The organism is Paenibacillus sp. FSL F4-0236, assembly GCF_038000135.1.
GTDB lineage: Bacteria > Bacillota > Bacilli > Paenibacillales > Paenibacillaceae > Paenibacillus_AQ.
Genome location: NZ_JBBOBK010000001.1, coordinates 3,511,604 through 3,525,988, shown reverse-complemented (window position 1 = coordinate 3,525,988; position 14,385 = coordinate 3,511,604). Strand labels below are relative to the sequence as shown.

13 protein-coding genes are annotated in these 14,385 nt (G+C 43.2%); 7 read left to right on the top strand and 6 right to left on the bottom strand.

Annotated features, from left to right (window positions below; translation table 11 throughout):
• Positions 1 to 237: 237 nt before the first annotated feature.
• From uvrA to NSQ29_RS16105, 3 genes are all read left to right on the top strand, one after another.
• Positions 238 to 2,742 (top strand): excinuclease ABC subunit UvrA, encoded by a 2,505-nt coding sequence (gene uvrA, locus NSQ29_RS16115; protein WP_341126777.1) that lies wholly within the window; start codon positions 238 to 240, stop codon positions 2,740 to 2,742.
• 263 nt (positions 2,743 to 3,005) lie between these two features.
• The gene (locus NSQ29_RS16110; RefSeq protein ID WP_339802607.1) at positions 3,006 to 4,019 is read left to right on the top strand and encodes a LacI family DNA-binding transcriptional regulator; all 1,014 of its coding nucleotides are present in this window, start codon (positions 3,006 to 3,008) and stop codon (positions 4,017 to 4,019) included.
• A gap of 20 nt (positions 4,020 to 4,039) precedes the next feature.
• Positions 4,040 to 4,570 carry an HAD family hydrolase gene (locus NSQ29_RS16105; RefSeq protein ID WP_076283074.1) on the top strand — a complete coding sequence of 177 codons (531 nt, stop codon included), beginning with the start codon at positions 4,040 to 4,042 and terminating at the stop codon, positions 4,568 to 4,570.
• A 135-nt stretch (positions 4,571 to 4,705) separates the two neighbouring features.
• Here NSQ29_RS16105 and NSQ29_RS16100 read toward each other — a convergent pair whose 3' ends face one another.
• The 3 genes from NSQ29_RS16100 to NSQ29_RS16090 form a co-directional block, all read right to left on the bottom strand.
• Positions 4,706 to 5,275 (bottom strand): YdeI/OmpD-associated family protein, encoded by a 570-nt coding sequence (locus NSQ29_RS16100; RefSeq protein ID WP_341125570.1) that lies wholly within the window; start codon positions 5,273 to 5,275, stop codon positions 4,706 to 4,708.
• Between the two features lie 3 nt (positions 5,276 to 5,278).
• Positions 5,279 to 5,794, bottom strand: coding sequence for a DinB family protein (locus NSQ29_RS16095; protein WP_341125569.1), 516 nt, complete (start codon positions 5,792 to 5,794; stop codon positions 5,279 to 5,281).
• 79 nt (positions 5,795 to 5,873) lie between these two features.
• Complete coding sequence (locus tag NSQ29_RS16090) at positions 5,874 to 6,785, bottom strand: helix-turn-helix transcriptional regulator (RefSeq protein WP_339270400.1); 912 nt, start codon at positions 6,783 to 6,785, stop codon at positions 5,874 to 5,876.
• 171 nt (positions 6,786 to 6,956) lie between these two features.
• Between NSQ29_RS16090 and NSQ29_RS16085 the strand changes: the two genes are divergently transcribed.
• From NSQ29_RS16085 to NSQ29_RS16070, 4 genes are read left to right on the top strand one after another with little or no spacing between them, the layout of a single operon-like run.
• A complete protein-coding gene (locus NSQ29_RS16085; protein ID WP_341125568.1) occupies positions 6,957 to 7,583 on the top strand; it encodes a TetR/AcrR family transcriptional regulator in 627 nt (208 codons plus the stop codon).
• A 1-nt stretch (position 7,584) separates the two neighbouring features.
• A complete protein-coding gene (locus NSQ29_RS16080; protein ID WP_042187029.1) occupies positions 7,585 to 8,439 on the top strand; it encodes an ABC transporter ATP-binding protein in 855 nt (284 codons plus the stop codon).
• Entirely contained in the window at positions 8,436 to 9,149 is a 714-nt protein-coding gene (locus NSQ29_RS16075; protein ID WP_042187031.1) for a fluoroquinolone export ABC transporter permease subunit, read from the top strand. The genes NSQ29_RS16080 and NSQ29_RS16075 overlap by 4 nt, the downstream gene beginning before the upstream one ends.
• Positions 9,146 to 9,871, top strand: a complete 726-nt coding sequence (locus tag NSQ29_RS16070) for a hypothetical protein (protein WP_341125567.1) — start codon at positions 9,146 to 9,148, stop codon at positions 9,869 to 9,871. Before NSQ29_RS16075 ends, NSQ29_RS16070 begins: the two co-directional genes overlap by 4 nt.
• On the opposite strand, the gene NSQ29_RS16065 is transcribed toward NSQ29_RS16070, so the two are convergent.
• The 3 genes from NSQ29_RS16065 to NSQ29_RS16055 all read right to left on the bottom strand — a co-directional run bounded on the left by NSQ29_RS16065 (position 9,872) and on the right by NSQ29_RS16055 (position 14,362).
• A complete protein-coding gene (locus NSQ29_RS16065; protein ID WP_341125566.1) occupies positions 9,872 to 11,527 on the bottom strand; it encodes an AraC family transcriptional regulator in 1,656 nt (551 codons plus the stop codon).
• 140 nt (positions 11,528 to 11,667) lie between these two features.
• Positions 11,668 to 12,693, bottom strand: a complete 1,026-nt coding sequence (locus NSQ29_RS16060; protein WP_341125565.1) for an ABC transporter substrate-binding protein — start codon at positions 12,691 to 12,693, stop codon at positions 11,668 to 11,670.
• A 208-nt stretch (positions 12,694 to 12,901) separates the two neighbouring features.
• Entirely contained in the window at positions 12,902 to 14,362 is a 1,461-nt protein-coding gene (locus NSQ29_RS16055) for an alpha-L-fucosidase (RefSeq protein ID WP_341125564.1), read from the bottom strand.
• Positions 14,363 to 14,385: the final 23 nt, after the last annotated feature.

Genomic DNA, 14,385 nt, shown 5'->3' with positions numbered 1-14,385 from the left:
CTGGTGTAGGTTGTGCTTGTTCATGGCTTGACAAAGGATAACGCCCCTTTTAAAATCTTTATATCTCGTCAATCGAGATATTTGATTATGAAGTTATTTTAAAATGTGTTATTTTACAAATACATTCTATCGAATTAAGCATACTTTTGCAAAAAAAGTAGTATGACAGCATTCGTAAATGGTTATGGATAAGAGATGTATCTAGGTGTGATTGCTTTAATTGAGAGGGGAATCATGGTGAAAGAAGCTATTGTTATTAAAAGTGCACGAGAGAACAATCTGAAGAATGTCTCGCTCACGATTCCTAAGTATAAGCTTGTTGTTCTGACGGGACCTTCGGGATCAGGAAAATCGACGTTAGCTATGGATACACTTCAGCGGGAATGCCAAAGACAGTATTTAGATTCCATGGGCATGACTTCAGATACGATCAGTAAACCAAAGGTCGAGTCCATTGTTGGACTGTCCCCATCCATTAGCGTTGGACAGCATGTTACGAATCGTAATCCACGCTCGACAGTAGGGACTGTAACTGACATTTATACCTTTGTCAGGTTTATTTTTTCTAGATTAGGGGAGCGGATTTGCCCTTCTTGCAAGGGTAGCATACCACCTTCTTTTGAAGCGAGGGGGCTACTAATAGAAGAAGACGAGGAAATGGAAGGTCAGTCGATGGGCTGTCCGCATTGCGGAGCTGAGCTTGAGAAACTTGGCATGTCACATTTTTCCTTCAATAAGCCGGAAGGGGCTTGTGAAGCTTGTGGTGGACTTGGGTCTGTGGCGACTATAAATGAAGCAGCGGTATTTAATCCAGAGCTTAGCATGAAAGAGGGGGGAGTAGCTTCTCTGAATGGCGTTCATCGGGATATACAGATGCGGATATTAGTAGCGGCGGGAAAACATTTTGGATTTGTGTTTGACCCGGATCAACCGTTGAAGGATTACGGTGAGATTCAGCGTGATTTGCTCTACTACGGTGTGGAGAGTGAAGCTTTTAAACGCCATTTCCCTAATATTAAGCCAATCCAAGGGACGAAGTTTGAAGGTGTTATACCCGGTTTGTGGCGGCGGTATAAGGAGAAGGAAGGGGAGGCTGGTGCGCAGGAGAAAGATGGCGGATTTTTTCATGAGCAGCAATGCCCGGAATGCCTAGGAGCTCGCCTGAAAAAAGAAGTTCGTCTAGTTCGAGTAGCTGACGCATCGATCATAGATGTATCCGACTGGTCGCTTAGTGAGGTATATGAGTGGACGAAAGGACTGGAGGCGGCACTGCCTGCCGAAGGTCTACATTTACTTGAGCCGATCCTTCATGATATGCCTACTAGACTAAAGCGGATTATCGATGTTGGCCTAGGTTATCTTTCCATGAACCGGCAGACAGTCTCTTTATCTGGCGGGGAAGCACAGCGCCTGCGTCTAGCATCACTGCTGGGTTCAGGGTTGACCGGTGTTTTATACATTCTGGATGAACCGACGACGGGACTTCATCCTCGGGATACAGTTGGCCTTATTCGTGTGCTTCAGGAGCTGCGTGATCTGGGGAATACCGTGCTCGTTATTGAACATGATATTGAGATGATTCGTGCTGCGGATCATATTATTGATATGGGTCCGGGTGCTGGATTGCATGGTGGAATCGTTGTTGGTGAAGGTAGTTTAGAAGATTTGATGGCAAGCGAGCTTTCGGTTACAGGAGCTTATCTCAGAGAAGAGCGTCTCGAAGTTCCCACACGTATTCGCCGAAAAGGGAACGGAAAGCAGATCACTATCCGGCAGGCACAGTACCGGAATATTGATATTCAAGAAGTCTCCATTCCACTTGGTTGTCTTGTATCTGTAACAGGGGTTTCGGGTTCGGGTAAGTCCACGCTTATATTTGATATCCTTGCGCAAGGAAGCTCTAATGGTCATGAACAAACAGGCTGTAAGGAGATTACGGGTTTAGGTGAAGTCGGGAGCATTGTGATCTTTGACCAATCACCCATGGGTAGAATGCAGCGTTCTAATGTAGCGACCTATACCGATGTATTTACACATCTGCGTCAGTTATTTGCGGCTTTGCCAGAGGCGAAGAAAAGAAAACTGACCTCCAAGCATTTCTCCTTTAACACACCGGGGGGACGGTGCGAAACCTGTCAGGGACTTGGTGTATTGTCCGTAGACATGAACTTTCTGCCTGATCTAGAAGTAAAGTGTCACGCCTGCAAAGGAAGACGGTTTACGGATGAGGTCTTACAGGTGAAGTATGATGGCTTCTCTATCTCAGATCTGTTGGACATGTCTATACAGGAAAGCTTGCCGATTCTTAAGTCGCAGGCCAAAATGGCCGGTATTATTGAGACGTTATGTGAGGTGGGTCTTGGATACCTTAAATGGGGACAATCTGTCAAAACCTTATCAGGCGGCGAAGGACAAAGGATCAGGCTGGCCAAAGAGCTGAGCAAGCCATCTAAAAATCATACGCTCTATTTGCTCGATGAACCAACGACAGGTCTACATCCGTCAGACATCAAGCAACTTCATACCTTATTGAGCAAATTGGTAGATACGGGAAATACGGTTGTTGTTGTGGAGCACAGCTTAGAACTGATTCGGGAGTCTGACTGGGTGATGGACATTGGCCCTGAAGGGGGGACAGTTGGAGGTAGGCTTGTAGCTGAAGGCACACCGGAGCAGGTCGCTGAAGTACAGGAATCTTATACAGGGATGTTCTTAAAACGGATTCTGGCTGAGGGGATTTAATCCATTTTAAATCAGATATCCATTTGGAAAAAAGAGGTGCCCCGAAGCCATACAATTCATGGCTTCGGGGCACCTCTTTGTGTGTTCCGGCGTATTCACCAACCCTAGCATTGAGCGGCAGAAGACGAAGCATCTAAACCTTCAAGAAAAATGAATTGAATTTATTGCTGTCGTCATAGTAACATTAGGTTAAGCGCTTAACTTATGTGAAGGGAGGATGCAAAGACTCCAATCCACTTAATATTTATAATGAGGTTAATGCCATGAAAACGACCACGATATATGATGTTGCCAGGGAAGCGGGCGTATCAATTGCTACCGTCTCCAATGCGATTAACGGTAAAGGAAAAGTAAGCAACAAGAAGCGAGATGAAATCCTTGAGGTGATGAAGCGGCTGCAATATCAGCCCAGTGTCATTGCTTCGGCACTAATGGGGAAGAAGACCTATACCATTGGTCTTCTTATTCCAGATGTCTCGAATCCCTTTTTTTCCGAGATAGCTAGAACCGTAGAGGATCTGGCTCACTCCGAGGGGTATAGTGTTATTGTGTGCAGCACAGATAACAAAGATGAACGCGTAGAGAAATACATTCGGCTGTTGGAGCAAAAAAATGTTGACGGTATTCTGATCGGAACAGGTGTGGGAAATGCGGATATCTTGGCGCTTCATGTAGAGAAATCCTTCCCCATAGTTATGATCGCTCGGGAGACCGTAGGCATAGCTGTTCACCGTGTATTGAACGATGACTTCAAAGGAGGCACTATTGCCGCAGAACATTTGCTTGAAAAAGGTCATCGCAAGATGGCAGTTTTGTCCGAGGATTTCAATGTAAGCAGCAGCTTTGAGCGGGTCAGGGGTTTCCGCTTTGGATTATTTGAGGCTGGCATTTCACTGGACCCGAAGAATATCTTCGCGTGTGAGTCGAATATCAAAGACGGGAAACGGGTAGCATCCGAGATTCTCCGCGGCGCGGAGCGTCCGACAGCATTATTCTGTTGCAACGACTTGCTTGCCATCGGCGCACTCCAGGCTGCGAAGGAAGAGGGAATATCTGTACCGGAACAGCTCTCTATCATTGGTTTTGACGATACCATTCTGTCAACCGTGACGAATCCAACGTTAACAACTATTGCTCAACCGATGAATCAGATGGTGAAGATGGCATTTGATTTGCTGATCGGCAGTCTGGATCATACAGATGATATCAAGCAAAGAATTGTATTGCAGCCTGAACTGGTGATCCGAGAATCCACAGGCAACTCACCCATTAAATAAAGAGGACGGTTATTGAGAACATGGACGAGAAAAGGTTAATTATCTTTTTTGACAGCGGAGATACCATTGTTGATGAATCGACTGAAATTAGGGATGAAGAAGGAATCGTACGGAGTGCGGATCTGATTCCGGGAGCAGATATCACGATTCAAACCCTGCATGAGAGAGGATACACGCTTGCTCTGGTTGCAGACGGTGATGCGCAATCCTTCAAAAATGTATTTAAGCAGCATGGACTAAACGATTATTTCAGCGCCATGATTATTTCCGAGAATATCAAAGCAGTCAAGCCAAGCCCGCGCATGTTCAAGGCAGCTATTGGTGCGCTTGATTTGTCTGAAGCGGATTTCTCCCGTACCGTTATGATTGGCAACAATCTTAGCCGTGACATGAAAGGGGCCAATGCGCTAGGCATCACCAGCATTTTTCAGAGCTGGACGCCCCGTTATTCCCATGAGCCGGCAGATGAGTCTGAGCGTCCGACGTATACAGTTAGTGAGCCGCTGCAATTGCTAGAGTTGATTGAGAGGCTGAACGCTGAGCTCAAGTAAGCCGGAAGTCGTTCATTATGCTATTTTTTCATATTTAAATACAAAAAGAGAAACCCAAGGTCATGAGAATGACTGGGTTTCTCATCTTTTTAATCAATCTGCAAGAGTTACAAAGCAATCTTATGATCTAGCAGCTTAATAATCTAGAAGCCGTCCATGATCATGCCATTGACCGTACATTTTATTTTCTTTAGTGTTTGTTATAAATTTATCTAATTTACGCTTAAATAATTCTGGTTGATTTGTATTGCTTTGTATCGTGTCGATCCTGACTCTTTTATAAAGAGCGGGAAAGGTTAAGAAGTTCTCATATACCTGCTGCTCCTCTTTTAACCTTTGTTCTATAACCCTATCGACTTTAAAAGAAGCGAGATTCATATCCGGAAGTACCTTTCTTCCTTCGTCACTCATTAACCCCAGTTTATCGAGGCGGCGGACACGTTCTTTATTTAATTCTGTCCAAGAGCTTCGTTTGCTTCTGGGAGACAGTCGCTGCGCCAGCTCCGTTTCAGAAACTTTCTTTTTCACTCCATCGATCCATCCAAAGCACAAACATTCCTCAACCACATCCAAATATAGCAATGTTTCTGGGTTTGGTGTCATACTTACGAGTACCCAACAAGATTTTTCAGTCTTACAATTTTCCTGAAGCCAAGCTCTTAAATCTTCTCTCGATTTCACTGTAATTAGATTTTCAATGTGCATAAATTAAATAGCTTCTGCAGGCATCTGATACCAAAAAAGGGAATAGTCATTCATGGTGGAAGCGTGTCCTAACTGACGTAACATAGTAGATATATTACCTCTATGATAAGTCCCGTGATTGGCGGCATGCAGCACAATTTCTGATAGACGTGTTTGCCGGATTCCAGCGAATGGGTTATCAAGTAGAATAGTCTGCTCCAAATCGGTTTGGTTTTGTAACCATTCTTTGTATTGTTCAGATAGCTGGGCAAAAAGATTAGCGTATTCATCAACCGAATTTAGAATGCTCATATTTAGCGGGATACTTTTTTGAAAAGCCTCAGGCATACCAGTGCCTGTTAAAACCAGATACCACATCGTATCCACCGCATAGATATGGCTAAGGGCATGAGCGATGGTGGGAAAAGAGCTATTCACTTCTTGATTTAGCACAGAGGGAGAGAGTTCCTTGATTCTTCCCAAGATCGTTTGGTTCGCCCAAATGTGGTAATTAAACATTTCTACTGGATGATTGGTCATTGTATGATCTCCTTTTGAGTTGTGATAGATTATTTTGTAGCTGTTGTTAATATAAAAGAAGAAGTATGACAGCAGACTGTCATACTTCTTCATAAAGATTTAGGGTATTTTGCAGCTGCTTTTTTAAGATACCTCGCAGTGCAAGAGGCTCGAGGACTTCAGCGCCGCTGCCGAAACTTAGCAGAATTGACCATAGCCAGCGGGCTTCCAATGGTTTATACACAGGAATTCGCATCGTCATGCTCTCATCGGTATGAAATTCCTTATCCACCTGGTGAAATTGGTCCAGCGCTTCTGCCAAAGCCTCAGGTCCCACCCGGATAACGACTTCCTCAACCTGATCGGCCCTGTTTGAACAACCGGCCTCTATGGGTACCTCATGTTGGGAATGAAAGGTATTCTGTGTCAGAAGCAAATTCATCATCCGGGATAGCCGGAACTCTCGATAATCCTGTCGTTCCTGGCAATAACCATAGATATACCAGTTGCTATATTTAAAATGAAGCTTTACTGGTTCCATATTACGGGTTGTGCGTTCGTTTTTTACATTGATGTAATCAAAACGGACAATATTTCGTTCCGTAATAGCCGTACGTAAAAGAGAAAGTGCATCGGGATCCATACGACGAGTTTCAAAATCCACCGCTAGACTAGAAGTCTGTTGTTCTGTTCCAATCGTTTGCAGCCGTTCAATGGTTCCTTGCGCTTGTTCGTCTTCAAACACGGAAGAGAGACTGTTCAGCACGGTAATCAAAGAAGTGACATCATAAGAACGGAGCAGGCTTTTATCCATTTTATATCCGTCCATGATGCCATATCCGCCTTTAGTTCCCTGATACGATACGACCGGGATGCCTGCGGCACAAATGACATCGATATCCCTATAGATAGTTCTCTGGGAAACCTGAAACTCTTCAGCCAGCTTGGAGGCAGATAAAACTTCGTGGTTCAACAGCTTGTAGATCATGGAAATCAAACGTTCCAACTTCATTTATGTATTCCCACCCATTAGTCCATTTCGTGTTACTGCATGATTATAGCATAGATTTTTCATGCTGATTTGGCGCTTACAGAGAAAAAGATTGACAAAATATGGTTGGTGGGTTAACTTGTGAATATAAAATAAAATTATTCACAAAACCATAAAAGCGAGTTGAGATGTATGCCTAAGAAATTCACAGAACAAGAAAGAGAATGGATTAAACATAAATTGTTGACAGAAGGTCGCCGCTGTTTTGAAGTACATGGCATTAAAAAAACTAGTGTTGAAGAATTAACAAAAGCTGCCGGGATTGCGCAAGGCTCGTTTTACATGTTCTTTGGATCGAAAGAGGAATTATTCTATCACATATTGCTTGAAGAGGAACAACGAATTCGTAGTACAATGTTCGATTCATTTAGCGTAGGCGTGCCTGTAAACAAGGAAGAAATCAGATTATTTTTACTGAAATCTTTCCGCATGATGGAAGAGAGTCCGATCGTTCGCCAGATGTTCGTAAGAAGCGAAATGGAGCAGCTATTAAGAAAGTTACCTAATGAGTTGTTGAAACAAAATTTTATAGAGGATAAAGACTTTTTTATTCCTTTCATTCAATCATGGCAAGCCGAAGGTATCATGGTTGGGATTGACCCGGAATTAATCGTAAGCATGATTCGCTCTGTAGTCCTCCTGTCTTTGCATAAGGAAGAGATCGGTGATGAGCGCTATCAGGCAACAATAGAGCTTTTGATTGGGGTTCTGGCTGAGGGGATGACTTCTTTGAAGGATAATAAGACTGGGGGAGTATGAAATGATCGAAGTGAAGGAGCTTCATTTTACCTACCCAAAAATAAAAGAGCCAACCCTTAGTGGACTTAACTTTTCCATACCTCAAGGAGAAGTGTTTGGTTTTCTCGGTCCTTCGGGAGCGGGTAAAAGCACAACACAAAAAATACTAATTGGAGTCTTAAAAAATTATCTCGGCAGCGTTAACGTAATGGGCAAGGAAATAAGAAATACCGGACCGGAGTATTTTGAGCGAATAGGGGTAGCTTTTGAGTTTCCAAATTTCTATTCGAAGTTTACTGCGCTGGAAAATTTGCAGCTATTTCGCTCTCTGTATTCAGGGAGAACAGCGGAACCGAGGTTTCTCCTGGAGCAAGTAAATCTCACTGAAGCTGCAAATTTGAAGGTCTCCCAGTTATCGAAGGGGATGAAGATGCGGCTGAATTTCTGTAGAGCACTCTTAAATAACCCGCAAATTCTATTTCTGGATGAACCCACTTCCGGGCTCGACCCCGTTAATGCGAAACGAATGAAGGATTTAATCCTGGAAAAAAAGGCAAATGGGACAACTGTAATTATTACAACACATAATATGCAAGCCGCTGAGGAGCTCTGCGACAGGGTTGCTTTTATTGTAGATGGTCAGATTAAGTTGATTGATTCTCCTCGGGAGCTTAAGCTTCTAAATGGAAAAAAACGAGTGCGGCTGGAATACCGCCATCATAATGAAGTTAGAAATGAGGAATTCTCACTTGATGATATAGGGGAGAACGAATATTTCTTAAAGCTTGTTCGTGAACATCCAATAGAAACCATTCATTCGCAGGAGGCGTCTTTGGAACAAATATTTATTGACGTAACTGGGAGGCAGTTAACATGAGATTCAGATCTGCGTTTGCCTTTGACATCCGGTTTCAATGGCGGCATGGGTTTTATTGGATCTACGTCATTATCTGTGCGTTTTATTTGGTATTGCTGCATCTTATTCCTGATCATTATCGAGAACAAACGATGTTGTTATTGACCTTTAGCGATCCGAGTGCTTTAGGGCTTATTCTCGCAGGGGGGATTGTGCTGCTGGAAAGAGACCAGGGCATCCATGATCCTTTATTTGTTACTCCGATTCGTGTTAGAGAATATTTACTTTCAAAAGCAGGCTCATTATCTGTACTCTCCCTGTTAGCCGCTTGGGTTATTCATGTAGTAGCAAGCGGGATTCCGCAATCCCCGTTTGGCTTTTCTACTGGAATCATTCTAACGTCAAGCTTTATGACGCTATTGTCGATTGGAGTTGTGGCTCGTTGCCAGACAATTAATGGTTTCATTCTACTATCACAAGTATTCGCATTGCCTTTTATACTTCCTTTGCTTGGTTATTTTAAGGTGTGGAACTCCAAACTTTTTTTGTGGCTTCCTACGGAAGGAACACTTCGCTTGTTGAGTTCGGGAACCTCGGCTATGTCATTTGGCAATTACATCTACTCCATATCGATATTACTGCTATGGAATGTTGTGATATACGTATGGGCAAAAATGTCCTTCGAAAATCATGTAATGATGCGCATAGGTAAGGGAGGAGCAAGAAAATGAAGAAGTATCGTATGCTTTTTAGAAGCGATATCCGGCATACTGGTTTGGACCCAGTGCTTATGGTCGGCATCTTTGCTCCTTTAGCACTTCTAGTCGTCTCAAGATTTGGATTTCCAATTATAGCGGATTGGCTTACGAACGGTTATGCTTTCGATTTATATAAATATAGTAGCTTTGCTGCGATTTTCTTAGTCATGACCTTTCCCATGCTAACCGGTATGATGACAGGTCTTTTAATGCTTGATGAAAGAGATGAGAATGTTATCTCTTATTACGCGGTTACACCATTAATGCGCAGAGGGTACATGGTGTATCGTCTAGTTCTTCCATCTCTACTCTGTACATTTCTTTCATCGCTATTTTTTATAGTCTCCGGCTTATCTAGCTTCCAATTAGAGCATATATACATCCTTATACTATTAGCATTTGAAGCCCCTTGTTTTGCATTATTCCTAGCTTCTTTCGCTGCAAATAAGGTAGAAGGATTAGCTTTATCAAAGATCGGTGGTCTGTTTATAGCAGGACCAATCGTAGCTTATTTTGTTCCATCACCATGGCAATTTATCGGGGCGTGGATTCCTACCTATTGGCCTGCTAAGTTATTTTTTGTTATAGAAGCTTCTAGTGGTTTTATTGTGTTTGCATACTTTATGGTGGGACTTCTATTTCATTTGAGTCTTCTGAGCATCATGGTCAGGATTTTTATTAAAAGAGCTGATTGATTAGCCTCCTCCAAGCAGCTTAGGCAACAGCGTTAGAAGCTTTTCACGTGTTAAAGCATCTCCATAGTTCCATTTGCTTCCGTCAAGCAGATAAGCTTGCCCCTTACGTACAGCGGGTATATTCTTCCATAGTGAGCTGTCTAGTAGTTTCTCCATAGCAACTCGCGAGTCTTGACGTTCCGGAATAAGCATAAAGATATGATCTCCGGCGTAGAAAGGCAGCCTTGCTGGATCGACTTCTGCAAATCCTAACTCTCCATCGAGAATCGCTTTGATCTCATCTGTGGGCTGTAAACCGTTAGGGGCATAGAGAGCAGTAGACAAACCGGACATTCCCATAGCATATAGATGATTTCCATGGTCATAAATCAATGCAGAAGCTGTTTCTCCAGGTCGAAGAGTATTCATATAAAGCTGCTGCCACATGGCAGCATTTTTTGCTGCGAATGAATCCAGCCATGCTTCTGCTTCGTGCTGCTTACCCAACCAGCTTCCAAGTGTCCGCATACGGTGTTCAAGTGGAGCAAATGAATCAAAGGTAAGTGTCGGGGCGATGTCGACGACTGCTCGATAGGCCTTATCATCTGAATTAGCTATAATAATTAGGTCAGGATTTAATGAAGCGGTAAGCTTCGGATCCAGAGGAAAGCCAACGTTAGAGAGCTTTTTAAGTCGATGTTTATAGACTCTGTTCCATGCAAAGACTTCATCTCCTCCGATAGGCTTTATACCTAATGCGAGCAGATCGCCAAGCGTCTCACCATGGTAGACAATGCGCTTTGGACGCTCCGGAATATCCACCTCATGGCCAGTCCAGTCTTTCACAGTAAGCTTCCGACCTTGCTGATGCGCATATTGTCCGGGTGTAATTCCAGTCTTTTGACGAAACCGACGACTAAAATAATATTCATCGGAGAAGCCAACCAGACGAGCAATCTCACGCAGCGGTTCAGAGGATTCCAGAAGGAAACGCTTCGAATGGTTAATGCGCAGTTCGGTCAGGTAATCGAGCGGTCTTTTTCCGGTAAGCTTTTGAAAGATCGGAGTATATTGCCACAATGTTATCCCTGCGAGCTCAGCCAGTTGCTTCACGGTGATACTCTCCGTATAGTGATCTTGCATATATTGGATGGTCTTTTCCACGGAATCCGCGGGACTTGGCACCTGCTCGGAAGGATAATTATGCTCAAAGAGTAAGAGCAGCAATTCTTGGAATTTTAATTGCCGCTTAAAAAAATGTACATCATCGGCATTTTTTTTGCTCATAAGCAGATCTTCAGCAAGGCGGATTACCCTAGTGAACGGGTGGACAATTAGCTCCTGCCTACCTGGAAGGAGTTCCTCTGAATAATATTCGGGAAGCTCGGCGTTATTAATTGCTGTAAAAGTGATGAGATAATAATAAAGAGTCGTCTCTTGATTGTCCGTGCTATAGGAAGTTCCAGGAGATAGGAGATAACATGTATCTGTAATCAGTGTTATGGTTTGATCGCTAAGGATCAGCTGTCCACTACCGCCAGTGAATATTAGAAGTCTATAAAAGTGAGCTGAAAGAGCCTTAGCGCAAGAGCCTGCCGGTTGAATATGTAGTTCCGCATCAGTCAGCTGAAACAGCAACGAGCGGAGCGGTGCAGCGACGGGTAATGTTTGCAGCAAGAGGAAGCCTCCGTTCATTTAGTGAGAATCATTATCAATTAATTCATTGTATATAAAATAAAGAAGCATATCAACAGCTGTTGACATGCTTCTTGCAGTTTTCTATCAGCTAAGTGCCAAACGCTTCATGAAGGTGAAAATTATTTCATATTCAAAAGCTGTGGGAGTTCACCGAGCAGCCATTCTCTTGTTGTTGCATCACTTGAAGTCTTCATAATATCTTGAGTATAGACATATCCGTTCTTGACGGCAGGGAGACCTTTCCAGATCGGACTCTTTAATAGAGTAGCTGTGGATTGCTTGGCTTCATCGGCCACAGGAGTTAGAATGAAAATCCGATCTCCGGCATATTCTTTAAGCACTTCCATGGATACTTCCTGGAATCCCATACCTTCATCAAGGACCTTCTGAATTGCTGGGGTTGGCTTGAAGCCATTCTCTCCATAAAGGACTTGCGAAAGTCCGGTCGTCGCCATAACAAATAGTCTGTCACCAGGATAATAAGTAAAGACCGAAGCTGTTTCTCCTTCTTTTATTCCCGCTGCCTTTAGTTGTTCCCACATGGCATCTTCACTCGTTTTATACTTAGCCAGCCATGCCTCTGCTTCGGTCGTTTTCCCAAGAATTCCACCAATATCAAGCATCCGTTCATTTAGCGGGGCAAAGGTATCAAATATTATCGTGGGTGCGATTTTGGACAGCTGCTCGAAATCAGCTTCATCAGTTCCTGCATAGATAATCAAATCAGGCTGAAGTTCCAGCGTCTTTTCCAGATTGATAGGGAACCCTACATCTTCGACACCTTGTAGCTGATCTTCAAAAACCTGACCCTCACCCATGGAAAGTGGATATCCTACCGCTTGCACACCAAGTGCGAGTAGATCACCATAGGTTTCTCCTGAATAAATCACGCGCTTCGGGTTAGCAGGTATTTCTACGGTATGGCCTATGTAATCCGTGTAGGAGCGAGTAGTTGCCGCAGTTTCATTAGTGCCCTTGTCGGATGTTTCTGGAGAAGGTACAGTGGTAGCTGAAGTATTATTTCCGGCTGCGTTCGACGCATTGTTCTTGGCTGGTTGTTCTCCTGAGTTTCCGCAGGCGAGTAGTAATGTGGTCATCAGAAAGAGTACACATAATACGGTGAACGGTTGTCTTACCTTATTCATATAATATTGCCTCCCTAAAATATGTAGCGATCACCAATAATGATAATCATTCTCGACGAAAACTATCATAAATTAAAGTTTCCTTTTACTCAATGGACAAAACACATTAAGGCTATTTGATTTGTACAAGCCTATTGTTCTGACGTGGTTCAAAAAAGTCCTAATGTAGAGTAACTACATTAGGACTGCTGAGAAAACTATTTTTATCTTAATCTAACTCAATCCGTAAAACAACCGGAGCCTCACTGTGGACAGTGGACGTATAAATGGTTAATGCCTCATCTGTTCTTTCCCAAGTAGGCCGTTCATCAAATCCTAAGATATGGATATCTTTTATTATCCCATGGAAGTGGGTGGACTTTTCTTTAAGAGATTGGATATGAACGATCCCATTCTCTGGATATACAAGAACGGTTGCATAAAGACAACTTCCTTTAACTGTAAAACGGATATCTTCACTAGTGAAAGTCTTTGTGGTTCCATCCGTAAACTGCCCTTCGAGGATCTTAGTAGGACCTTCACCGAAGGTGCGCCAGTAGGTTGTATCATAGATCGCTTCACCATTTACTTTTAGCCAATCTCCAATGGCAAGAAGAATCTCCCGATCCTGAGCGGGGATGCTTCCGTCTGCTTTAGGTCCTATATTGAGTAGGAGATTGCCGTTTTTACTTACGATATCTACTAAATCTCTGATGATCTCCATGGCAGACTTATAATCATTATCCGCTGTATAACACCATGAATTTTTGGCTACAGCTGTATCCGTCTGCCAGAAATAAGGCTTAAGCTCGGAGAAAAGTCCTCTTTCAATATCTGGTACCGCTGAGCCGAACATAAATGCATCATGCTTATAATTAATTGCAACCGGAGTCCCCCATTCATCTCCCTTATTGTAATAATAAGCGGCGAACTTTTTAAGATAGGGTTTGAAGGCAGCTGTATGAATCCACCAATCAAAGTAAAAGACCTTCGGCTTATAATTGTCCACCAGCTCACAGCAGCGAATTAACCAATCCTCCAGAAATTCTTTATTCGGCGGAGAGCCGAATAAATCCTGATGATCGGGTTCCGTCATAGATGGCCAATAGAAATCTCCGCATACAAGCGGTTCTTGAATATCGGAATCAAATTCCTTGCCATGAGACAGGAAGAACCAGTGTTCAGCTCTATGGGAAGATACACAAAACTCTAATCCCTGATGCTCAAAAGCGTCTTTCATTTCCCCAACTAAATCCCGCTGGGGACCCATCTCATATGTGTTATAGTGGGAGTAAGCGCTCTTATACATTTGAAAGCCGTCATGGTGCTCTGCTACAGGCATCACGTATTTGGCACCAGATAATTTGAAGAGATTAGCCCATTCCTCAGCGTTGAACTGCTCAGTCTTGAACAAGGGGATGAAATCTTTATAGCCAAAATCTTTATGTTCACCATAAGTAGCAATGTGATGCTCATATTCGCTTGATCCCTGTATATACATGTTTCGGGAATACCATTCACTAGCGAAGGCCGGAATCGAATAAAGACCCCAATGAATGAAAATGCCAAACTTGGCTTTCTCATACCACGTCGGTACTTGAAATTGACTTAGTGAATCCCAATCGTCTTTGAATCTTCCATTTGAAATGGTATCGTCGATCACTTTTAAATACTTGCTTTTATCCATCATGTTGTGCTCATCCTTTCAAACGC

Coding starts and splice junctions, on each gene's coding strand:
- NSQ29_RS16110 (WP_339802607.1), top strand. CDS start 3,006: ATGAAAACGACCACGATATATGATGTTGCCAGGGAAGCGGGCGTATCA.
- NSQ29_RS16105 (WP_076283074.1), top strand. CDS start 4,040: ATGGACGAGAAAAGGTTAATTATCTTTTTTGACAGCGGAGATACCATT.
- NSQ29_RS16100 (WP_341125570.1), bottom strand. CDS start 5,275: ATGCACATTGAAAATCTAATTACAGTGAAATCGAGAGAAGATTTAAGA.
- NSQ29_RS16095 (WP_341125569.1), bottom strand. CDS start 5,794: ATGACCAATCATCCAGTAGAAATGTTTAATTACCACATTTGGGCGAAC.
- NSQ29_RS16090 (WP_339270400.1), bottom strand. CDS start 6,785: ATGAAGTTGGAACGTTTGATTTCCATGATCTACAAGCTGTTGAACCAC.
- NSQ29_RS16085 (WP_341125568.1), top strand. CDS start 6,957: ATGCCTAAGAAATTCACAGAACAAGAAAGAGAATGGATTAAACATAAA.
- NSQ29_RS16080 (WP_042187029.1), top strand. CDS start 7,585: ATGATCGAAGTGAAGGAGCTTCATTTTACCTACCCAAAAATAAAAGAG.
- NSQ29_RS16075 (WP_042187031.1), top strand. CDS start 8,436: ATGAGATTCAGATCTGCGTTTGCCTTTGACATCCGGTTTCAATGGCGG.
- NSQ29_RS16070 (WP_341125567.1), top strand. CDS start 9,146: ATGAAGAAGTATCGTATGCTTTTTAGAAGCGATATCCGGCATACTGGT.
- NSQ29_RS16060 (WP_341125565.1), bottom strand. CDS start 12,693: ATGAATAAGGTAAGACAACCGTTCACCGTATTATGTGTACTCTTTCTG.
- NSQ29_RS16055 (WP_341125564.1), bottom strand. CDS start 14,362: ATGATGGATAAAAGCAAGTATTTAAAAGTGATCGACGATACCATTTCA.